Genomic DNA, 21,174 nt, shown 5'->3' with positions numbered 1-21,174 from the left:
ACCCAAGCCCAGCAAGCGCAACCAGCTATCAAAAAAGCTCAACCCTGCCGCAGGTAGGTGACGAAGCGCAGCGGCAGCCCGCTGGCGCTGACCAGGCTTTCGCGCGCCGTCTCCCGCCATTGCGGCCCCAGCTCGGGCGCGTAGGCGTCGCCGTCGAAGTCGCGCCCGATCTCGGTGACTTCGACGCGCTGGGCCAGCGGCAGGGCCTGGGCGTAGATCTGCGCGCCGCCGATCACCCACGCCGTCGCGGCGTGCTCGCACATTTGTAGCGCTTCGCGAAGGCTGGGAGCGCGCTGGGCGCCTGTTTCATGCCAATCCGGCTGGCGCGTGACGACGATGTTGGTGCGCCCCGGCAGCGGGCGGAAGCGCGGCGGGAGCGAGTCCCAGGTCTTGCGGCCCATGATGACGGGGCTGCCCTGCGTGAGCCGTTTGAAATGCGCCATGTCTTCCGGCAGGTGCCAGGGCATGGTGCCGTCCTTGCCGATGACGCCGTTGGCCGCGCGGGCGTAGATGAGTGCGATTTCCATGGGGTGACTCCAGTCGGTATCTCTCAGCAGCCGCCCGCGAAGGACACGGACAGCTCCTGCACCAGCCGGGACTGGTAGCGCACGGCGAAACGGTAGCCGCGCAGGAATGGCTGGCAGGGCCTGGCCTCTTCGCTCGACGCCAGGCCGGCGTTGCCCCAGTGCTGGGCAATGGCACGGCGCAGCTCCGTGGGCGTGTAGCGGGGAAACGGCGGCGCCGTGGTGGGCAGCGCCTGGGGGGCTATCACGAATTTCTTGCCGACGCGCGCCAGGGGCACTTCCGGCCCCTGGCCCTGCTTCCAGCGGTCCAGTTCGATGTGTGGCCCTTCGTAGTCGCAGTGCATCACGGAGATGGCACGCACGCTGACGGTGAAATCGCCGAGCGCCGCATGCTTTTTCGGCGTGATGGCCAGGTGCGTCATGGCGCCGATCAGCTCTCCCCCTGGTTCTTCTTCGTAGCGGAACGCAGCCGTGGAGGTGCGGCCGACCTCGGCGATGGGCTGCGCGCCCGCATACACCGCGATGCTGCGAAACGGCATGGCATCGGCCGCCTGCGCGAGCTGTCTGGCGCATTGCCGGAGTCTGGCGAGGGTTTGCGGGGTGACGAAGTTGATGGGCCGGTCCCAGGCGCGCAGGTGCATGCCGGGGAAGGCTTCGCGCAAGGTGACGAATGCGCCCTGGTGAAAGACCAGGAGGTCGCTCGTGTCGAGCCGGGCGCTCACGCCCGGCAGGCCGCAGGCGGCCCCGGGGTCGATGCGGACGTTGTAGTAAAGGCGGCCGTCGCCGGTTTGCCCCTCGGGGTTGCCCGCGTACTGGCCTTCGTACAGCGGGTCGGCCTCGGCGTGCAGGGTGGCCGTGCCGTCCTGCGTGTCGATCGACAGCACGCGCGCCACCCGGTAGAAGGTCGATCCGCCCACCACCAGGCGGCCTTCCAGGGTTGCGGCGACCGCTTCCAGTCCGGCTGTGCTGGCGGGGGCCGCGTACGTGCTGCCCGCCAGGAGGCCGGCCAGCAGGGCGGAGGCGAGGTGGCGGCGCAAGGCGCTACACCGCCACGGGGGCTTTGATGGCGGGGTGGTGCTCGTACCCCAGGATCTCGAAGTCTTCATAGGCGTAATCGAAGATCGAGTCCGGGCGGCGCTTGATGTGCAGCCGCGGGTAGGCGTAGGGCGCGCGAGCCAGCTGCGTCTGCACCTGCTCGAAGTGGTTGCTGTAGATGTGGCAGTCGCCGCCGGTCCAGATGAAGTCGCCCACCTGCAGGTCGCACTGCTGCGCCAGCATGTGGGTCAGCAGGGCGTAGCTGGCGATGTTGAAGGGCACGCCCAGGAAGATGTCGGCGCTGCGCTGGTAGAGCTGGCACGACAGCCGCCCCTCGGCCACGTAGAACTGGAAGAACGCATGGCAGGGCATGAGCGCCATTTTGTCCAGCTCGGCCACGTTCCAGGCGCTCACGATGATGCGGCGCGAGTCGGGGTTGCTTTTCAGCGTGTCGACCACCTGCTGGATCTGGTCGATGTGGCCGCCGTCCGGCGTCGGCCAGCTGCGCCACTGCACGCCGTACACGGGGCCCAGGTCGCCGTCGGCGCGCGCCCATTCGTCCCAGATCGTCACGCCGCGCTCGCGCAGCCAGTGGTTGTTCGACGAACCCGTGAGGAACCACAGCAGCTCGACGATGATGGACTTGAGGTGCACCTTCTTCGTTGTGACCAGGGGGAAGCCTTCGCTGAGGTCGAAGCGCATCTGGTGCCCGAACACGCTGCGCGTGCCCGTGCCCGTGCGGTCGCCCTTGGCCACGCCGTGGGTGAACACGTGGCGCATGAAATCTTCGTACTGCGAGCGGACGGGGCGGGGGCTGGACATGGGCGAAAGACCTGCGGGCGGAGCGCGCGGGCACCGTGCCTGCGCTGCAAGGCCGCGATTCTAGGCCCCTGGGGTCAGGCACCCGGGCGTTGGGCGTCCGGTGTTCCTATAATCGAGAATGGTTCTTAATTCATAGGTATGCCCGCCGATTCCCACCCCCTGCACGCGCTCTACAGCCACCACCATGGCTGGCTGCAGGCATGGCTGCGGCGGCGCCTGGGCTGCGCGCAGGATGCCGACGATCTGGCGCAGGACACCTTCGTGCGCCTGCTCGCGCGCCCGGCCCAGGCCGTCGCGCCCGAGGTGCTGCGCGCGCCGCGCGCCTACCTCACCACCGTGGCGCGCGGCCTGCTGGTGGACTTCTGGCGCCGTGGCGAGCTGGAGCGCGCCTACCTGGCCGATTTGGCCGCGCAGCCCGAGGCGCTGCACCCTTCGCCCGAGGAGCGACTGGCCGCGGTGCAGATGCTGCAGGTCGTCGATGCGCTGCTGCACGGGCTCACGCCCAAGACCCGTGCCGCCTGGCTCATGAGCCGGCTCGACGGCCTCACGCACGCCGAGATCGCGGCGCAGCTGCAAGTCTCCGTGCCGCGCGTGCGCCAGTACCTGGCCAGCGCCATGCGCCATGCCTATGCGCTGCGCTTCGGGGTGGCGCCGTGACCACCGTGCCGAGCGCAGACGCGCAAGCCGTGCCCGTGCCCGCCAAGGTGCTGGGCGAGGCCATCGACTGGCAATTGCGCGAGGCCGAAGGCCCGCCCGGCCATGACCCCGAGGCCCTGCGCCGCTGGCTGGACAGCCACCCCGACCACGCGCGCGCCTGGCGAATGAAAGGGACTTCCCCGTCCCAAGCGCAGCGCGCATTTGCGCAGAACGGCAACCAAGTGCCACGATGGGAAGTGCAATCTCTCATCAACACGCTTGTTTTATGGAAGGGGAAGTCCATGACCATCGTAACCGTAGGAATCGACCTGGCAAAGAACGTCTTCGCCGTTCACGGTGTGGATGCAGCAGGTAAGCCCGCGCTGGTGCGCCCCAGCGTGGCCCGAGACAAACTGCTGGAACTCATCGCCGCCTTGCCCCCGTGCCTCATCGGCATGGAAGCGTGCTCCGGCGCACACCACTGGGCCAGGGAATTCGACAAGCTCGGCCACACCGTGCGCCTGATGGCCCCCAAGTTCGTCGCCCCCTACCGCCTCTCGGGCAAACGAGGCAAGAACGATGCCGCCGACGCTGCGGCGATCTGCGAAGCTGTCACCCGGCCCCAAATGCGCTTCGTGCCCCTCAAGACCATTGAACAACAAGGCCAGTTGATGGTGCACCGCGCCCGCCAGGGCTTCGTGGAGCAGCGCACCGCCACCCTCAACCGCATCCGGGGCCTGCTGTCGGAACTGGGCATCGTGCTGCCCCTGAAGGCCGCCACCGTGCGGCGCGAAGCATTGGCCCACCTCGAAGACCTGCCCGGCTGGGCCAACACCGTCATCGGCGACCTGCTCAGTGAAGTCACCGGGCTGGATGAACGCATCGCCGAATACGACCGCCACATTGCCTTCATGGCCCGCCACAACACGCAGGCACGGCAGTTGATGCAACTGAGCGGCATAGGCCAGACCACCGCCATGGCCCTCATCAGCACCGTGGGCAACGGCCACGACTTCGCCTGCGGGCGCAGCTTCAGCGCCTGGCTGGGCCTGGTGCCCGGGCAATACAGCTCGGGCGGCAAACAGCGCCTGGGGCGCATCACCAAGGCAGGAGACGCCTACCTGCGCAGCCTGCTCGTGATGGGAGCGCGGGCCGTGCTGGCTGCCGCCATGAACCCCCGAGCGCCCAAGCAAGACAGCCTCAGCCGCTGGGCACGCAGCCTGGCCGAGCGCCGGGGCTACTGGCGCGCGGTGGTGGCGATAGCGGCCAAGAACGCACGCATGTGCTGGGCCGTGCTGCAAAGGGGGGAGAACTTCAAGATGCCCGCCTGAGCCGATCAGGCCAGGCAAGACAAACAACGCAAGCAAGACAAGCCCAACAGATCAGGAATCCGCCGCGTGAAGGCAGTCGTTGATGTGCAAAAGGTTGGACCTGCGCCGGGGAATGCTCGGTTAACTGGAGGGGAGCCATGGGAGAGATCCCAAGACCCGACTAACGAATGGAGCCCCCGGCGCGCGTCTTTCATCAGGGTTTGCTGCCGACACAGAAGGTAGCGCTAATGACCGTTTGTAGTCACGCCGTCCGCACCGTTTGCCAAGAAGCATCGACGCGCTGCACGCACAAGGCTGGGAACTGAGCTGAAACCGTTGAAGACCATGCCTGGGTCTATCGCTGCGCGATAAACCCAGGGAGAGGTATTGCTTGCGAATGTGGGGAAGCCCTTGTAGCCAGTTGAACCAGCTCGGCGCCGAGCTGGACGCGCGCCTGGCCGCCGTGCGCGGCCCGGCGGCGCGCCAGGCGCTCACCCGCCCCGCGGCCGCGCGCCGCCGCGCGGCGGCCATCCTCGCCATGGCCGTGGCGGCTGCTGCGGGCTGGGGCGTGCTGGAGCGCTACCAGCCCACCGCGCACTTGGTGGCCGACTACCGCACCGGCACGGGCGAGCGCCGCGCCGTCACGCTGCCCGATGGCACCGTGCTGCACCTGGACACGCGCAGCGCCGTCGATCTGGCCTTCGACGCCGCGCGCCGCGCCATCGTGCTGCGCGCCGGCCAGGTGGCCATCGAAACCGCGCATGCCGATGCCGGGGAGCAGCGCCCCTTCGTCGTCATCGCGCCCGGCGGCAGCCTGCGCGCCCTGGGCACGCGCTTCACCGTACAGGCCCAGGAGGAGGGCGGGGGCGCCGCCAGCCGCGTCACCGTCACCCAGTCCGCCGTGGCTGCCCGCCCGGCGGATTGCGCCGCCGACCCGGCCCGGCCCTGCGCGGGCGAGCGCATCGTGCGCGCCGGCCAGACCGCGCTGCTGCGCGGTGGCCGCGTGGACGCCCCCGAGGCTGCGCCGCCCGAGCCCGACGCCTGGAAGGACGGCATGCTGGTCGTCGAGAACCAGCCCCTGGCCGACGTGGTGGCGCAACTCGCCCGCTACCGCCCAGGCCGCCTCGCCGTTGATCCGCGCGTGGCGCACCTGCGCGTCACCGGCACCCTGCCGCTGGCCGACACCGACCAGGCCCTGCTGGCCCTCACCGCCGCCGTGCCGGTGGAGGCGGCCTACGCCACGCGCTGGTGGGTGACGCTGGAACCCCGGCAGTGAATTCATAGCCAAATTGGCCTTTAGCGCTTGCTGGTAAAGCGCTGGAAGCTATGAATACAAGAGCAATCTGCTGTTTCAGACAGGAATCAGGCGCAGCGCCCCGGCGCCGCCCTGCACGGCGGTGGTTACCAGCCGCCGGTCGAAAGTCGCCAATTGCCCTCCATGCGCCTGCGCCAGCGCCAGAAGGTAGGTGTCGGTGACCTGCGCGGCATCCAGCAGCCGGGTAGCGTCCACCAGGGCAGGGTTGGTCAAGCTGATGTCATCCGCCCAAAAGCAATGCCCCGGCAGGTTGCGCAAGCCCGCCAGCAGCCCCGCAACCAAGGCCGGAGAGCCGGGCGAATTGGGATAGCGCGGATGGCCCACGATGCGCAGCAGCCCGTTTTCCGTCAACGGGCAAGTCGCCCATGCCGCATGTCCCTCGCCAGCGAACCAGGCATGCGCCGCATCGTGCTGCACGTGGTGCGAATCCACCAGCGCGATCAACACATTCACGTCCAGCAGATATGCCGCAGTCATGGCAGCTCGTCACGCAACTGGTTGACCAGCTCGGGCGTCACCACGGCAGCATCCTTGCCCGCCGGAACGGCCAGCAACGGAATGCCATTGCGGCTGCGCGCCGGAGCAGCCAGCCCGCCCTGCGCCTTCTGCATCAGCAGCGCCTGCCGCGCCAACGCGGAAATCACCTCGCCCACGCTCTTGTGCTCGCGCTGGGCGTGGTGGCGGGCGGTTGCCAGCACATCGTCATCAATGGTGAGGGTGGTTCGCATCAGGGCCTCCGGTTTCGGGAGCATCAAACATCACGCATCATATCAATGCAGATGGGTGAAAGTTTTTTTTCGCACCCCCTCTCACTTTTCCGTTCTCGTTCGGCAAGAGGAGCAAGACCGGCTCGCCGGTCCCGCAGCACCGCGTGCCCCTTGTGGGCGCACGGCCTTCCTTCATGCTTTTCGGAGTCCGATCCGTGACCATCAGAATCTTGCCGCCAGCCGCCCCTTTCCGCCCGCGTCCCGGCACCGCTGCCTTGCTGCTGGCGCTGGGCAGCAGCGGTTTCTTGCTGTCCGAGGCGCATGCCCAGGCTCCCGCCGCCGCAGCAGCCGAGTCCGTGCGCGATTACGATCTGCCCGCCGGCGCGCTGGCCGCCACGCTGAACCGCATCGCGCGCCAGGCGGGACTGGCGCTGACGATGGAGGCCCAATTGGTCGAGGGCCGCAGCGCCGCGCCCGTGCGCGGGCGCTTGAGCGCCACGCAGGCGCTGCGCCAGGCGCTGGCCGGCTCGGGGCTGGAACTGCTGGCCACCACGGGCGGGGGCTATACGCTGCGGGCGGCGCCCGCCGCCGCGTCCGCGCCAGCCGTGCCTGTGCCCGTGCCGAGGCAGGCACAGGCCACGCTCTCCGAAGTGCGCGTGACTGCCGCGCAGCAGGGCGAGGCCAGCACCTCGTACCGCGTGCAGCGCGCATCGGCGGCCACCAAGACCGATACGGCCCTGATCGACACGCCCACATCGGTGACGGTGATCACCGAGGCGGTGATGCGGGACCAGATGGCTCAGACGGTGGATGAGGTGCTGCGCAACGCCTCATCGGTCACGCCCTGGGCGACGACGGGCAACGTTGGCAGCACGGGCGCCAACAGCCTTCGGGGGTTCTACACGGGCGCGGCCTACAAGGATGGGTTGCGCATCAATTCGATTGGCAATCTGCCGCTGGACAACATCGAGACCGTGGAAGTGGTGAAAGGCCCTGCCTCGGTGCTGTACGGCAGCATCCAGCCCGGCGGGCTGCTCGCCTACACGCGCAAGAAGCCGCAGGCAGAGTCCTATCGCGCAGTCTCGGTCACGCTGGGCTCCGAGGCATACAAGAAGCTCAACGCAGACCTGACCGGGCCGCTCGGCGCATCGGGAGAACTGTCGTACCGGTTGATCGCCGCAGGGCTCGATACCAACCTGCACATCGACTACGCGCAGCAGAAGTCCCATTTCATCGCGCCCTCGCTGCGCTACCAGAATGCCGACTGGCTGGTGGACGCGGGGTTGGAATACGGGCGCGAGCAAAGCACCATGGGCTACGGCGCGCATCCTTTCGTCAATGGCAGGCCGGACACCAGCCTGCCGCGCACGCTTTTCCTGGGACACCCCGACAACATCCGCAAGCAGGGCGACGACATGGCCTATGTGCAGGCCACGCGCCGGTTCGCGCCGGATTCCAGTGTCACGGCCACCTACAGTCATGCCAGGTCAACCCACGAGTCGTACAGCTACCGGTTTGGGGACTACGACCCGGCCACCCGCCTCTACACCATGTACGGCACGGCGGTGCTGCCCACGGTGAACAACGATGAGCATGCCTTCGAGCTGCGCGGCACCCATGGCTGGACGCTGGGCGGCACGCGCAACACGCTGACGGCGGGCGTGGAAGCGCACAACCGGTTCTCCAACTACCGGGAGTGCACGAGCTACTTCCTGAATGCCTACACCGCATCCATTGACGCGCCGGACTACAGCCGCTCGCCGCTGGACATGCTGCGCGACTGTAGCCCGGCCACCGGAGTTACGCGCTATGACGGCCAGGACAACCGTCTGCGCGAACGCGCCGTGTTCGTGCAGAACGTCAGTTGGATCACTGAGCGCCTGCAAGCACAGACGGGCTTGCGCTACACCCGCGTTGCAAGCGAGAGCCGCAACACCACGAAGCACACCATCAATTCCGCGCAGAAGGACGGTGCTGTTACCGGTAGCCTGGGGCTGTTGTACAAGGCCGCGCCGGGGCTGTCGCTGTACGGTAGCTACGCCGAATCGTTCGAGCAACTGGTGGGCCGGCGCTTTGACGGCGGTACCTTCGAGCCGACCGAGGGGCGGCAGGTGGAGCTGGGCTTCAAGCAGGAGATAGGCCATGCTGCCTTCCTGACCGGCAGCGTGTTCCGCCTGGAACAACACAACCTCACTCTGTCCGACCCCGTGCGCATCGGCTTCTCGGTGCAGGAGCGCAAGGTGCGCACCCAGGGTGCCGAATTGGAGATCAGCGGCGAGGTGCTGCCACGCCTGAGTCTGACCGGTGGCCTCACGCACCTCGACAACCGTGTGGTGGGCGGCCCCAACGATGGGCGGTGGGTCACCAACGTGTATCGCACCAAGGCCAGCCTGTGGGCCAACTACCGGTTCGACAGCGCCTGGACTGCCGGCGCAGGCGTGTTCCATCACGGAAACATGTTCGTCACCGCCAGCAATGACCAGGAAATTCCACCCGCCACGCTGGTAGACTTGGCCGCCACCTGGAGCCAGCGCCTGGGCCAAGGCCGTGCCACGCTGCAAGTCAACCTGAAGAACCTCTTCAACAAGCGTGACTACAGAGGCTACGGCTGGGCCGAAATCCTGCCGGGCCGCCAGTTCTACGTACGGCTGGGCTACGAGTTCTGATACATGGGTGAGGAAGCCGTCCGGCGACGGGCTTCTCCTCTTATCTTTGAATCAAATAGGCCTTCAGCGCTTATGCAGCAAGCGCTGGAAGCTATGGTTTTTGAATGCCCTCCGTCCTCAGCACCCGCCCAGGGTTCATGATCCCCTGCGGGTCCAGCGCCCCCTTGATCGCCCGCATCATCGACAGTGCCACGGGCGACTGGTATTTCTCCAGCTCGCCGACCTTCAGCCCGCCCACGCCGTGCTCGGCCGAGAACGAGCCGCCGAACCGGGCCACGGCCTCGTAGACCAGGTGGTTCACCTGCGCTTCCTGGTCGCGCAGGAAGGCGCGTGCGTCACCGCCCTCGGGTGCCTGCACGTTGTAGTGCAGGTTGCCGTCGCCCAGGTGGCCGAAGTTGACCAGGCGCACGCCGGGAATCTCGCGCGCCAGCAGCGCGTCGGCGTAGTCGCAGAATGCCGGGATGCGCGAGATCGGCACCGAGATGTCGTGCTTGATGTTCAGCCCTTCCTCGGCCTGCGCCAGCGGGATGTTCTCGCGGATGTGCCACAGGCCATGCGCTTGCGCCAGGCTCTCGGCCACCACGGCGTCCTGCACGCAGCCGTCCTCGAAGGCGGTTTCCAGCAGCGCCTCGAAGCGCGCGCGCGCATGCGCCTCGGATTCGCTGTCGGCGTTCTCCAGCAGCACGCAGCAGGGCACGTCCTCCCGTTCGGCGAAGGGCACGCGCAGCTGCGGCATGTGCCGGGCCACGAGCGACAGGGCGAAGCGCCCCATCACCTCGAAGCCCGTGAGCCCCGCACCCAGGTGCTGGTGCGCCAGGCCCAGCAGGCGCACGGCGGCCTCCATCGACGGCACGGCGGCCCAGGCGGTGAGGCTGGCGGCGGGCTGCGGAAAGAGCTTGAGCGTGGCGGCGGTGATGATGCCCAGCGTGCCCTCGCTGCCGATGAACAGGTCGCGCAGGTCGTAGCCGGTGTTGTCCTTGCGCAGCCCCTTGAGGCCGTCCCACACCGCGCCCTGGGGCGTGACCACCTCCAGCCCCAGGCACAGCTCGCGCGCGTTGCCGTAGCGCACCACCTGCGTGCCGCCGGCATTGGTGCCCAGGTTGCCGCCGATGGTGCAGCTGCCTTCGGCCGCCAGGCTCAGAGGGAACAGCAGGCCGGCCTGGGCGGCGGCCTCCTGCACGTTCTGCAGGATGCAGCCGGCCTCCACGGTCAGGGTCAGGTTGTCCTTGTCGATGGCGCGCACGGCGTTCAGGCGCGCCAGGCTCAGCACCACCTGGGTGCCGCTGGCGTCGGGCGTGGAGCCGACCGACAGGCCGGTGTTGCCGCCCTGCGGCACGATGGAATGGCCTGCAGCGGCGCAGGCGCGCACCACGGCGGCCACTTCGGCGGTGGAGCCGGGGCGCACCACGGCGAGGGCCTTGCCGCGCGCGCGGCGGCGCCAGTCCTGTTCCCAGGCGGCGAGGTCGCCCTCGACGAGGACGTGGGCCGCGCCCACGGTGGCGCGCAGGGTGTCGAGCAGGTCGGTCATGGCAGAGGTCTTTCAGTGATTCATGGCGCGTCGCATGAAACTGGCGCGCCCCATGCGCGGGCAGCCGCGCAAGGGCCGCCCCGCCGCGCTGGCTGCGTCCCCCTCCCACGCGAAGCGTGAGAGAGGGGGAAGGCGCCGAAGGCGACTCAGGGGATGTTTCATTTCAAGCGCGCGGCGCGCTGGCGTAAGCGCACATGCAGCGCGCAGGCGGTGAACAGCAGCAGGCACAGGGCGATTTCGCCCAGCGCCAGCCAGTTGCCCGGGGGCTTGTCGCTCCAGGCGCGCACCACGCCTTCGGTGAAGTACAGCCACACCACCAGGCTGACCCAGCGGTAGGTGTACATGCGGTTCTTCAGCAGGCCGGCCAGCGGAATGCACAGCGGCAGCGCCTTGAGCGCGAGCCACGAGCCGCCGGGGCGCACGGGCGCCAGGGCCAGCTCCCAGGCCAGGCACAGCAGGATCAGCCCCAGCAGGCTGCCCACGGCGAGCCAGCGGGTGGCGGCCACCGGGGCCGGGGGGCGGGAAGGGGTGTCGGTCGTCATCGGGCTGGCATCATATCGGCCATGTCCTTGTCCTTACAGAATGCGATGCAGCACGTTCGGGCGCTGTTGGCGCGGCTGGCGCGCTTTCCCTGGCGCTCCACGGTGCGCACGCTGGGCCAGCGCTTCCGGGAGGACCGGCTCGGCCTCACGGCCAGCAGCCTCACCTTCACCACCATCCTGGCGTTGGTGCCGTTCGCCACGGTGGCGCTGGCGGCGTTCACGGCGTTTCCCATCTTCGGCAAGGCGCAGGAGGTGCTGCAGCGCTGGCTCATCGACAGCCTGGTTCCCGAGACCATCGCGCGCCAGGTGCTGGGCTACATCACGCAGTTCGCGGCCAAGGCCAGCCGGCTGGGGATGGCGGGCTTTTCCGTGCTCATGGTCACGGCGCTGATGCTGATCCTGACCATCGACCGCACGCTGAACACCATCTGGCGCGTGCGCCGGCTGCGCCCGCTGGGCCAGCGCGTGCTCATCTACTGGGCCGCCATCACGCTGGGGCCGCTGCTGCTGGGGCTGAGCCTGGCGCTGACTTCCTACGTCATGTCGGCCTCGCGCGGCATGGTGGAGCAGCTGCCCTCCGGCGTGCGGCTGGTGTTCGACTCGATCGAGTTCTTCGTGCTCGCCGCCGGCATGGCCGGGCTGTACCACTACGTGCCGAACACGCAGGTGCAGTGGCGCCATGCCTGGACCGGGGGGCTTTTCGTCGCCCTGGCCATGGAGCTGGCCAAGAAGGTGCTGGGCCTGTACCTGGCGCAGGTGCCCACGTACTCGGTGATCTACGGCACCTTCGCCACGCTGCCGATCCTGCTGGTCTGGATCTACGTGGCCTGGGTCATCGTGCTGGCCGGGGCGGTGGTCACGGCCTACCTGCCGAGCCTGCTGGCCGGCGTGGCGCGCACGCCCAGCCGCCAGGGCGGGGGCTTCGTGCTGGCGGTGGAGGTGCTGCAGCAGCTCCACCAGGCGCGCGCGCTGCCGCACAAGGGCCTGCGCATGCCGCAGCTGGCGCAGCGCCTGCGCGTGGACGTGGTGCAGCTCGAACCCGTGCTGGAGGCGCTGTGCGCGCTCGACTGGGTGGGGCAGCTGAGCGACCTGCCCCTGGGCAGCAGCGACCAGCCGCCGCGCTTCGTGCTGCTGGCCGACGTGCAGGCCACGCCGCTGGCACCCCTGGTGGCCCGGCTGCTGGTGGCGCCGGACGACAGCCTGGCGCCGCTGTGGCGCCGCGCCGGCCTGGCCGACTTGCGCCTGGCGGACGCGCTGGAAGGTGGCGAGGTGCTCCTGAAATAAGAGCTGCCAGCGCTTTCTGTACAAGCGCTGGCGCCCTGAAACACCGCGAATTCCCAGGATCAGGCTTGCGCCAGGAAGCCGCGCAGCGCCGCCAGCGTGGCGTCGGGCGCCTCGGTCATCTGGTTGTGGCCCACGGGCACCGTCGCCACCTGCACCTGGCGCCCGGCGCTGCGCGCGGCGTTGACCAGCGTTTGCGCGGCCTTGGGCGGGGTCATCTGGTCCTTCTCGCCGAGCACGAACAGCACCGGGCATTGCACCGCCGCCATGGCCTGCTCGCCGCCGGCGTAGCTGTCGCAGGCGGTGAAGCCGCGGTGCAGCAGGTTCACCTGGGCATTGCTGCGCAGCACGCGCCGCCCCAGCGCCATGCCGGCGCCGAACACCCAGAAGCCCGCGCCCGAGGGCGGCGCCAGCGTGCTGCAGGAAAACACGGTGACCATCTTCAGCGCCTTCTCGGGCGTGTTCAGGGCCGAGTCGAGCAGTGCGGGCGACACCTTCATGGGATAGGCCGAGCCGACCATCACCAGGTGCGTGGCGCGCTGGCCCAGGCGCGCGGCGGCCTCCAGGGCGATGAGCGAGCCCCAGCTGTGGCCGGCCAGCGCGGCGCGCGGCGCGCCCACGGCGTCCAGCAGCGCGACGATGAAATCCGCCGCCTGCTCCACGCTCGCCGGGGCCTCGCCCTGGCTGCGCGCGTGGCCCGGCAGGTCCACGGCGAGCACGTTCCAGCCGTGGTTGGCCAGGTGGCGGCTTTGCAGCGCCCACACGCTGTGGTCGCACAGCACGCCGTGGATGAAGACCACCGTGGGCCTGGCGGGGTCGAAAGGCTTGCCGGCGGTGTAGCAGTAGGCGGGGGCGCCGTTGACGGTGTAGAACATCATGCACCTGCCTTTGCTTGTGCTTGTGCTTGTGCTTGTGCCTGTGCTTGTGCCTGTGCCGTGGGGGCGGCGGCGGATTTCTCGGCCGCCTTGAGCGCGCGCTGCAGGTCGGCGATGAGGTCGTCGGCGTCCTCCAGGCCGATCGACAGGCGGATGGTGCCCTGGCCGATGCCCGCGCCCGCCAGCGCTTCGTCGCTCATGCGGAAGTGCGTGGTGCTGGCCGGGTGGATGACCAGCGAGCGGCAGTCGCCCACGTTGGCCAGGTGGCTGAACAGCTGCAGCGCCTCGATGAAGGCCTTGCCCTGCGCGCGGCTGCCCTTGATGTCGAAGCTGAACACCGAGCCCGCGCCGCGCGGCAGCAGCTTCTGCGCCAGCTGGTGGCTGGGGTGGGATTCGAGCAGCGGGTGGCCCACGCGCGCCACGAACGGATGGCTGGCCAGGAACTGCACCACCTTCCCGGTGTTGCGCATGTGCCGCTCCATGCGCAGCGGCAGGGTTTCGATGCCCTGCAGGATCAGCCACGCGGTGTGCGGGCTCATGCAGGCGCCGAAGTCGCGCAGGCCCTCGCGGCGCGCGCGCAGCAGGAAGGCGCCGACGCTGCTTTCCTCGGAAAACACCATGCCGTGGAAGCCGTCGTACGGCGCGGCCAGCTCGGGAAAACGCCCCGAGGCGTCCCAGTCGAAGCTGCCGCCATCGGCCACCACGCCGCCCATCACCGTGCCGTGGCCCGAGAGGAACTTGGTGGCCGAGTGGTACACCAGGTCGGCACCCAGTTCAAGGGGCTTGATGAGCCAGGGCGAGGTGAGCGTGGAGTCCACCAGCAGCGGCACGCCGGCCTCGTGCGCGATCTGCGCCACAGCGGGAATGTCGAGCACGTCGAGCCCCGGGTTGCCCACAGTCTCGCCGAAGAACAGGCGCGTGGCCGGGCGCACGGCGGCGCGCCAGGCGTCCAGGTCGCCGGGCGGCACGAAGGTGGTTTCGATGCCGAAGCGGCGCAGCGTGAAGTGCAGCAGGTTGTGCGAGCCGCCGTACAGCGCCGTGCTGGCCACGATGTGCCCGCCCGCGCCCATCAGCGTGGCTATGGCCAGGTGCAGCGCTGCCTGGCCACTGGCCGTGGCGATGGCGCCCACGCCGCCTTCCAGCGCCGCCACGCGCTGCTCCAGCACGGCGTTGGTCGGGTTGCTCAGGCGGCTGTACACGTGCCCCGGGCGTTCCATGTTGAACAGCGCGGCGGCGTGGTCGCTCGACTCGAACACGAACGAGGTCGTGAGATGGATGGGCGTGGCGCGCGCGCCGGTCGTGGGGTCTGGCTGGGCGCCCGCGTGCAGCGCGAGCGTGTCGAAGCCAGGGTCGGAATATCCGGGCATCTTCGGTGTCTCCAAGGTAAACAATGCGCGCACCATTGTGGGGTATTTGTGGGCTATATTCCTTCGAGCATTTCTTGAGAAGACACCGCCATGAAAGTCAGCGACATCCTGCGCGTCAAGGGCAACACCCTCTACACCGTCCACCCCGATGAACACCTGGCGCAAGCCGTGCAGACCATGGCCGAGCGCGACATCGGCTCGCTCGTGGTGATGGAGTACGGCGACCTGGTGGGCATGCTCACCTTCCGCGAGATCAACCTGGTGCTGGCGCGCAACGGCGGCAGCGTGGGCACCATGCTGGTGCGCACCGCCATGGACGACGCGCCGCTGACCTGCACGCTGGAGACCGACATGGACGAGGTGCGCCGCATGATGCTGGGCTGCCACGCGCGCTACATGCCGGTGATGGAAAACCGCATGCTCATGGGCGTGGTCAGCTTCTACGACGTGGCCAAGGCCGTGGTGGACAGCCAGAACTTCGAGAACAAGCTGCTCAAGGCCTATATCCGCGACTGGCCACAGGAAGAGCCGAGCCAGGCGCAGTCCTGATATTTTTCGCGCCAAAACGGCTGCCAGGGCTTGCCAGACAAGCGCTGGCAGCTATTTTTTTGTGAGTACGCGATAATTCCACCCCTATGAGCGGCAACACCCTAGGCACCCTTTTCTGCGTCACCAACTTCGGTGAATCCCACGGCCCGGCCATTGGCTGCGTGATCGACGGCTGCCCGCCCGGCATGGCACTGAGCGCGGCCGACATCCAGCACGACCTGGACCGCCGCCGCCCCGGCACCAGCCGCCACGTGACGCAACGCAACGAGCCGGACGCGGTGGAGATCCTCTCCGGCGTGTACGAGGGCCGCACCACCGGCACGCCGATCGGGCTCTTGATTCGCAACACCGACCAGCGCAGCAAGGACTACGGCGACATCCTGCGCACCTTCCGCCCGGGCCATGCCGACTATGCCTACTGGCACAAGTACGGCCTGCGCGATCCGCGCGGCGGCGGGCGCTCCTCGGCGCGGCTGACGGCACCCACCGTGGCCGCCGGGGCCGTGGCCAGGAAGTGGCTGCGCGAGCAGTTCGGCACCGAATTCCGCGCCTGCATGACGCAATTGGGCGAGCTGCCCATCCCGTTCGAGGGCTGGGAACACGTGCCGAACAACCCCTTCTTCGCCCCCGTGGCCGACGTGCAGCGCTACGAGGACTACATGGACGCCCTGCGCAAGGCGCACGACTCCTGCGGTGCGCGCCTGCGCGTGCAGGCCACGGGCGTGCCCGTGGGCCTGGGCGAGCCGCTGTACGACCGGCTCGACGCCGACATCGCACACGCCATGATGGGCCTGAACGCCGTCAAGGGCGTGGAGATCGGCGCCGGCTTCGCCAGCGTGGCGCAGCGTGGCACCGTGCATGGCGACGCGCTCACCCCCGGGGGCTTTGCCAGCAACCACGCGGGCGGCGTGCTCGGCGGCATCAGCACGGGGCAGGACATCGAGGTCGGCATTGCCATCAAGCCCACCAGCTCCATCCTCAGCCCGCGCCCGTCGATCGACATCGACGGGCAGCCGGTGGAGGTGGTGACCAAGGGCCGCCACGACCCGTGCGTCGGCATCCGCGCGGCACCCATCGCCGAGGCGCTGCTGGCGCTGGTGCTGATGGACCACGCGCTGCGCCACCGCGCGCAGTGCGGCGGCGTGGCGCAGGCCGTGCCGCCCATCGCCGCAGCACGGCCATGAGCGTGGCCATGGGCGCGCGCCTGCGCGGCGCGGCGCTGGCGCTGTGCGCGGGCCTTGCCGGCGTGCTGGCGGGCTGTGGCAGCACGCAGGCGCCGGTCATGGATATCGCGCTGATCGGCTTCAACGACTTCCACGGCAACCTGGAGCCGCCGCGCCTGGCCGTGCCGGTGCCCGCCAGCACCGGCGCCACGCAGGTGCCGGCGGGCGGGGCGGCGCACTTCGCCAGCGCCATCGCCGCGCTCAAGGCGCGCCACCCGCACCATGCGGTGGTATCGGCGGGCGACATGGTGGGCGCGTCGCCGCTGGTGTCGGCGCTGTTCCTCGACGAACCCACGGTCGAGGCCTTCAACACCATGGGCGTGGACTTCCACGCCGCCGGCAACCACGAGTTCGACCGGGGCTGGCGCGAGCTGCTGCGGCTGCAGCAGGGCGGCTGCGAGAAGCACACCGTGCGCGAGCCCTGCCAGCTCAGCCAGCCGTTCGCGGGCGCGGGCTTTCCCATCCTCACGGCCAACACCTTGCGCGCCGACGGCCAGACCCTGCTGCCCGCCACGGGGCTCAAGCGCTTCAGCGAGAGTGGCGCCACCATCACCGTCGGCTTCATCGGCCTGACGCTGCGCGCCACGCCCACCATGGTCACGCCCAGCGGCGTGGCCGGGCTGCGCTTCGCCGACGAGGCAGAGACCGCCAACGCGCTGGTGCCGCTGCTGCGCGCGCAGGGCGCCGACGTGATCGTGGCCGTGGTGCACGAAGGCGGCCGCGCCGATGCGCCGGTCACCGCGCCCGGCTGCGAGGGCCTGAGCGGCGACATCGTGCCCATCCTGGAGCGGCTCGACCCGGCGGTGGACGTGGTGGTGTCGGGCCACACCCACCAGGCCTACGTCTGCGACTACGGGCGGGTGAACGCGGCGCGGCCCTTCCTGCTCACCAGCGCGGGCTACTACGGCACGCTGCTGACCGAAATCCGTCTGTCCGTGGACACGCGGGCGCGCCGCGTGGTGCGCAAGAGCGCGCGCCAGGTCATCGTGCAGGGCGAGCCGTTCACCGGCGCGCAGGGGCGCGTGGAGCTGCACCCGGGCTTTCCGGTGTTCGCCCCCGATGCGGGCGTGGCGCGCCTGGTGGAGCGCTACCGCGAAGCGGCCGTGCCCCTGGCGCAGCGCCCGGTGGGGCAGGCCAGCGGGCCGTTCTTGCGCCGGCGGCAGCCTTCGGGCGAGTCGGTGCTGGGCAACCTGATCGCCGATGCCCAACTGGCCGCCACGCGCGCGCCGGAGCGCGGCGGGGCGCAGATTTCCTTCATGAACCCGGGCGGCGTGCGCGCCGACCTGCTGCCCGATGCGCAGGGCCTGGTGCGCTACGGCCAGCTGTTCGCGGTCCAGCCCTTCGGCAACAGCCTGGTGGTGCGCAGCTACACCGGCGCCCAGTTGCAGGCGCTGCTGGAGCAGCAGTTCGACAGCGGCAGCAACACCGTGCAGAACCCGCGTGTGCTGGCGGTGTCCGAGGGCTTCGCCTACCGCTATGACCTCTCCCGGCCGCGCGGCCAGCGCGTGGAGGGCCTGGCGCTGCAGGGCCGCCCGATCGCGCCGCAGGACACGCTGCGCGTGGTCGTCAGCAGCTACCTGGCGGCGGGCGGCGACAACTTCACCGTGTTCCTGGAAGGCCAGGACGCGGTGGGCGGCGGGCAGGACCTGGACGTGTTCGAGGACTATTTCCGTGCCCACGGCCCGGTGGCGCCGCCCCGGGCGGACCGCATCACGCGCGTGGGCGCATGAGTACAGAGATGTGAATGAAAAACGGCTCCAACGCTTGCGGGGCAAGCGCTGGCAGCTATGTTTTCAGGAGTGACCGGCTGTTGTACGCAGCACGCATTCAGCGTACTTCGTCCACCAGGGTCTTGAACTCGTCGATGTCCTCGAAGCTGCGGTACACACTCGCGTAGCGCACGTAGGCCACCTTGTCGAGCTTCTGCAGCTCGCGCATGACCAACTCGCCGATGCGGCTCGACAGCACCTCGCGCTGGCCCAGGTTGAGCAGCCGTTCCTCGATGCGCTCGATGGCCGAATCGACCTGCGTGGTGCTCACCGGCCGCTTGCGCAGCGCGATGGCGAACGAGCCCTGGAGCTTGCGGCGGTCGTATTCGACGCGCCGCCCGTCCTTCTTGACGATGGCCGGGAAGCTCACGTCCGGCCGCTCGTAGGTGGTGAAGCGCTTGTCGCAGGCGCCGCACTGGCGGCGGCGGCGGATGAAGTCCCCGTCCTCTGCCACACGGGTTTCGACGACTTGCGTCTCGGGGTGGCTGCAGAACGGGCACTTCATGGCGCGGGCCGCTTCAGCGGTAGACGGGGAAGCGGCTGGTCAGCGCGTGCACCTTGGCGCGCACGGCGGCGATGTGGGCTTCGTCGCGCGGGTTGTCCAGCACGTCGGCGATCAGGTGGGCCGTGGCGCGCGCCTCTTCGTCCTTGAAGCCGCGCGTGGTCATCGCCGGCGTGCCCACGCGGATGCCGCTGGTCACCATCGGCTTCTCGGGGTCGTTGGGGATGGCGTTCTTGTTGATCGTCATGTGCGCCTGGCCCAGCACGGCCTCGGCTTCCTTGCCCGTGATGCCCTTGGAGCGCAGGTCCACCAGCATGACGTGGCTTTGCGTGCCGCCGCTGACGATGCGCAGGCCGCGCTGCGTGAGCGTCTCGGCCACGATGCGCGCATTGGCCACTACCTGCTGCTGGTAAGCCTTGAATTCGGGCTGCAGCGCTTCCTTGAAGGCCACGGCCTTGGCTGCGATGACGTGCATCAGCGGGCCGCCCTGCAGGCCGGGGAAGATGGCGCTGTTGATGGCCTTCTCGTGCTCGGCCTTCATGAGGATGATGCCGCCGCGCGGGCCGCGCAGGCTCTTGTGTGTGGTGGAGGTGACCACGTCGGCATGCGGCACCGGGTTGGGGTACACGCCGGCGGCGATCAGGCCGGCGTAGTGGGCCATGTCCACCATGAAGATGGCGCCGATTTCCTTGGCGATCTTCGCGAAGCGCGCGAAGTCGATGTGCAGGCTGTAGGCCGAGGCGCCGGCCACGATGAGCTTGGGCTTGTGCTCGCGCGCCTTGGCTTCCATGGCGTCGTAGTCGATCTCTTCCTTGGCGTTCAGGCCGTAGGAGACCACGTTGAACCACTTGCCCGACATGTTCAGCGCCATGCCGTGCGTCAGGTGGCCGCCTTCGGCCAGGCTCATGCCCATGATGGTATCGCCGGGCTTGAGGAAGGCCAGGAACACGGCCTCGTTGGCCGAGGCGCCGCAGTGCGGCTGCACGTTGGCGGCATCGGCGCCGAAGATCTGCTTGACGCGGTCGATGGCCAGTTGCTCGGCCACATCGACGTATTCGCAGCCGCCGTAGTAGCGCTTGCCAGGGTAGCCCTCGGCATATTTGTTGGTCAGCTGCGTGCCCTGGGCCCACATGACGGCGGGCGAGGCGTAGTTCTCACTGGCAATCAGCTCGATGTGCTCTTCCTGGCGCTTGTTCTCGGCCTGGATGGCGGCAAAGAGCTCGGGATCGGTTTGTTCGACAAGAATATTGCGTTGGTACATGGCAGTCCTTTTGCATTGGAGTCCCTTGGAGAAACAAGGGCTGCCCAGGCGAACGGCTGAAACGCTGCGGGGTGGAGGGCCCGCGCGGTACGCTCCCCAGTGGTCACAGGAAAGGTTTCCTGCTGGTTTCCACGTCAGCGGCGGTGCCTTGGCTTTGCCAGGGCGCCGCGCCTATCGCCAGTCGCGTACGCCCGCTAGTGTAGCTGAGGCCGTGCCCTGGCCCGCGGCTTACAGGCTGGAATCCGACAGCATGGCCACCTTGTCCGAGGTGCTGGCGGTTGCCGCGGGGGCCGGCGCCGGCGCTGGCGCCTGGGTGGAGAGCATCGGGCCCTGGGGCTGGTTCATGGGAACCGCGCGGCCCGCGGCGACCTGGCGCAGGCGCATGTGTTCGGCCAGAACCTTGATGGCGTAGCCGCCGTCATCTTCCAGGTTGGCCGCGCCCACGTAGTAGCGCAGGCCGCCTTCGAGGGAACCGGCGCGTGCGATGCACTCCTTGAGCACTGTGACGCCGACGCGCAGGTTGCTCACCGGATCGAACGCGGCCAGATGGCCGCCGAAATGCTGGTATTTGTCCTGGTGCACGCGGGTCATCACCTGCATCAGCCCCTGGGCGCCCACGGCGCTCTGGGCGAAGGGGTTGAAGCTCGATTCGATCGCCATGATGGCCAGGATCAGCGTCGGGTCCAGCTTGTTGCGCGTGCCCAGTTCGTAGGCTTCGGATACCAGCGCGGCGATTGGTTCGGGCGCGACGCGGTATTTCTTGCTCAGCCAATAGGCCACGGTGGCCTGCTCCTTCGGCAGATCCTTAGGGTTGGTAGCCGTGGCGCGCTCAATGGCGTCCGGCTCGATGGGCGCGGCCAGCAGCGCCGCCTGGCGCGATTGCAGCCAGCCGCGCAGCTCTTCTTCCCCGGTTTGGCGCAGGTCGGGGCGCGCCACCAGGGTCAGGGCCACGAAGGCCACAGCCAGGCCCAGGAGGGCGAAGCTGTTATGGGTGATTTCAAGAAAACCGTCGGTCACATCGGACACGAACGTGCGCACGGAGGCAGCCACTTTTCCTGACGCTGTCATAGCTCTTCCTTTCGTGGGGCCCCCTGTCCATGGCCGTCCGTTTGGTCGGCGGGGCAGGGCGGGCTTCGGATTGGTACGCCATCGAATTCGCCCGGGCGCCGCAGGCGCGAAGGGGTGGCGAACTGACTTAGCCGGGGTCGGCAGCGCTGGGGTTTGTACTAGCTGTTGGAAAGCTGGCGGATTCTAGAAGTGTA

Annotated in this window: 20 protein-coding genes; 8 read left to right on the top strand and 12 right to left on the bottom strand. The window is 68.9% G+C overall.

The window, feature by feature from the left end; all coding sequences use genetic code 11:
* Window positions 1–38: 38 nt before the first annotated feature.
* Genes YS110_05750 through YS110_05740 form a run of 3 tightly spaced genes read right to left on the bottom strand, consistent with a single transcriptional unit; the run spans window position 39 to window position 2,381 of the window.
* Window positions 39–527 carry a dihydrofolate reductase gene (locus YS110_05750; protein UJB64291.1) on the bottom strand — a complete coding sequence of 163 codons (489 nt, stop codon included), beginning with the start codon at window positions 525–527 and terminating at the stop codon, window positions 39–41.
* Between the two features lie 23 nt (window positions 528–550).
* Window positions 551–1,561, bottom strand: coding sequence for a hypothetical protein (locus YS110_05745; GenBank protein UJB64290.1), 1,011 nt, complete (start codon window positions 1,559–1,561; stop codon window positions 551–553).
* A 4-nt stretch (window positions 1,562–1,565) separates the two neighbouring features.
* Entirely contained in the window at window positions 1,566–2,381 is an 816-nt protein-coding gene (locus YS110_05740) for a thymidylate synthase (protein ID UJB64289.1), read from the bottom strand.
* A gap of 138 nt (window positions 2,382–2,519) precedes the next feature.
* Between YS110_05740 and YS110_05735 the strand changes: the two genes are divergently transcribed.
* The 3 genes from YS110_05735 (at window position 2,520) to YS110_05725 (ending at window position 5,603) form a co-directional block, all read left to right on the top strand.
* On the top strand, window positions 2,520–3,038 hold the full coding sequence (locus YS110_05735; GenBank protein UJB64288.1) for a sigma-70 family RNA polymerase sigma factor: 519 nt from the start codon (window positions 2,520–2,522) through the stop codon (window positions 3,036–3,038).
* A gap of 281 nt (window positions 3,039–3,319) precedes the next feature.
* Window positions 3,320–4,348: an IS110 family transposase gene (locus tag YS110_05730; protein ID UJB67367.1), complete on the top strand. Its 1,029-nt coding sequence runs from the start codon at window positions 3,320–3,322 to the stop codon at window positions 4,346–4,348.
* Window positions 4,349–4,748: 400 nt separating this feature from the next.
* The gene (locus tag YS110_05725; GenBank protein ID UJB64287.1) at window positions 4,749–5,603 is read left to right on the top strand and encodes a FecR domain-containing protein; all 855 of its coding nucleotides are present in this window, start codon (window positions 4,749–4,751) and stop codon (window positions 5,601–5,603) included.
* Window positions 5,604–5,678: 75 nt separating this feature from the next.
* Here the strand turns inward: YS110_05725 and YS110_05720 are convergent, their stop codons facing one another.
* Together YS110_05720 and YS110_05715 are read right to left on the bottom strand one after the other, a co-directional pair.
* Window positions 5,679–6,119, bottom strand: coding sequence for a PIN domain-containing protein (locus tag YS110_05720; GenBank protein ID UJB64286.1), 441 nt, complete (start codon window positions 6,117–6,119; stop codon window positions 5,679–5,681).
* Window positions 6,116–6,370 carry a ribbon-helix-helix protein, CopG family gene (locus tag YS110_05715; GenBank protein ID UJB64285.1) on the bottom strand — a complete coding sequence of 85 codons (255 nt, stop codon included), beginning with the start codon at window positions 6,368–6,370 and terminating at the stop codon, window positions 6,116–6,118. Before YS110_05715 ends, YS110_05720 begins: the two co-directional genes overlap by 4 nt.
* A gap of 194 nt (window positions 6,371–6,564) precedes the next feature.
* On the opposite strand from YS110_05715, the gene YS110_05710 reads away from it, so the two are divergent.
* Window positions 6,565–9,015, top strand: coding sequence for a TonB-dependent receptor (locus YS110_05710; GenBank protein ID UJB64284.1), 2,451 nt, complete (start codon window positions 6,565–6,567; stop codon window positions 9,013–9,015).
* Window positions 9,016–9,106: 91 nt separating this feature from the next.
* Here the strand turns inward: YS110_05710 and YS110_05705 are convergent, their stop codons facing one another.
* Both YS110_05705 and YS110_05700 read right to left on the bottom strand, forming a co-directional pair.
* A complete protein-coding gene (locus YS110_05705; protein ID UJB64283.1) occupies window positions 9,107–10,543 on the bottom strand; it encodes an FAD-binding oxidoreductase in 1,437 nt (478 codons plus the stop codon).
* A 158-nt stretch (window positions 10,544–10,701) separates the two neighbouring features.
* Entirely contained in the window at window positions 10,702–11,085 is a 384-nt protein-coding gene (locus YS110_05700) for a DUF2069 domain-containing protein (protein ID UJB64282.1), read from the bottom strand.
* Between the two features lie 21 nt (window positions 11,086–11,106).
* Between YS110_05700 and YS110_05695 the strand changes: the two genes are divergently transcribed.
* The gene (locus tag YS110_05695) at window positions 11,107–12,369 is read left to right on the top strand and encodes a YihY family inner membrane protein (protein UJB64281.1); all 1,263 of its coding nucleotides are present in this window, start codon (window positions 11,107–11,109) and stop codon (window positions 12,367–12,369) included.
* 59 nt (window positions 12,370–12,428) lie between these two features.
* Here YS110_05695 and YS110_05690 read toward each other — a convergent pair whose 3' ends face one another.
* A complete protein-coding gene (locus tag YS110_05690; GenBank protein UJB67366.1) occupies window positions 12,429–13,241 on the bottom strand; it encodes an alpha/beta hydrolase in 813 nt (270 codons plus the stop codon).
* Entirely contained in the window at window positions 13,241–14,608 is a 1,368-nt protein-coding gene (locus YS110_05685; protein ID UJB64280.1) for an O-acetylhomoserine aminocarboxypropyltransferase, read from the bottom strand. Before YS110_05685 ends, YS110_05690 begins: the two co-directional genes overlap by 1 nt.
* A 90-nt stretch (window positions 14,609–14,698) precedes the next feature.
* On the opposite strand from YS110_05685, the gene YS110_05680 reads away from it, so the two are divergent.
* From YS110_05680 to YS110_05670, 3 genes are all read left to right on the top strand, one after another.
* The gene (locus tag YS110_05680; GenBank protein UJB64279.1) at window positions 14,699–15,157 is read left to right on the top strand and encodes a CBS domain-containing protein; all 459 of its coding nucleotides are present in this window, start codon (window positions 14,699–14,701) and stop codon (window positions 15,155–15,157) included.
* Window positions 15,158–15,243: 86 nt separating this feature from the next.
* Entirely contained in the window at window positions 15,244–16,341 is a 1,098-nt protein-coding gene (gene aroC / locus YS110_05675) for a chorismate synthase (protein UJB64278.1), read from the top strand.
* An 8-nt stretch (window positions 16,342–16,349) separates the two neighbouring features.
* Window positions 16,350–18,110 carry a bifunctional metallophosphatase/5'-nucleotidase gene (locus YS110_05670; protein ID UJB67365.1) on the top strand — a complete coding sequence of 587 codons (1,761 nt, stop codon included), beginning with the start codon at window positions 16,350–16,352 and terminating at the stop codon, window positions 18,108–18,110.
* A gap of 97 nt (window positions 18,111–18,207) precedes the next feature.
* Here YS110_05670 and nrdR read toward each other — a convergent pair whose 3' ends face one another.
* The 3 genes from nrdR to YS110_05655 all read right to left on the bottom strand — a co-directional run bounded on the left by nrdR (window position 18,208) and on the right by YS110_05655 (window position 20,980).
* Complete coding sequence (gene nrdR / locus YS110_05665) at window positions 18,208–18,654, bottom strand: transcriptional repressor NrdR (protein ID UJB64277.1); 447 nt, start codon at window positions 18,652–18,654, stop codon at window positions 18,208–18,210.
* 13 nt (window positions 18,655–18,667) lie between these two features.
* Window positions 18,668–19,912 carry a serine hydroxymethyltransferase gene (locus tag YS110_05660; protein ID UJB64276.1) on the bottom strand — a complete coding sequence of 415 codons (1,245 nt, stop codon included), beginning with the start codon at window positions 19,910–19,912 and terminating at the stop codon, window positions 18,668–18,670.
* 228 nt (window positions 19,913–20,140) lie between these two features.
* Window positions 20,141–20,980 carry a lytic transglycosylase domain-containing protein gene (locus tag YS110_05655; protein UJB64275.1) on the bottom strand — a complete coding sequence of 280 codons (840 nt, stop codon included), beginning with the start codon at window positions 20,978–20,980 and terminating at the stop codon, window positions 20,141–20,143.
* Between the last annotated feature and the right edge of the window lie 194 nt (window positions 20,981–21,174).

This window comes from Acidovorax sp. YS12, assembly GCA_021496925.1.
Classification (GTDB): Bacteria; Pseudomonadota; Gammaproteobacteria; order Burkholderiales; family Burkholderiaceae_C; genus Paenacidovorax.
This window is presented reverse-complemented; position numbering and strand designations above follow the sequence as displayed.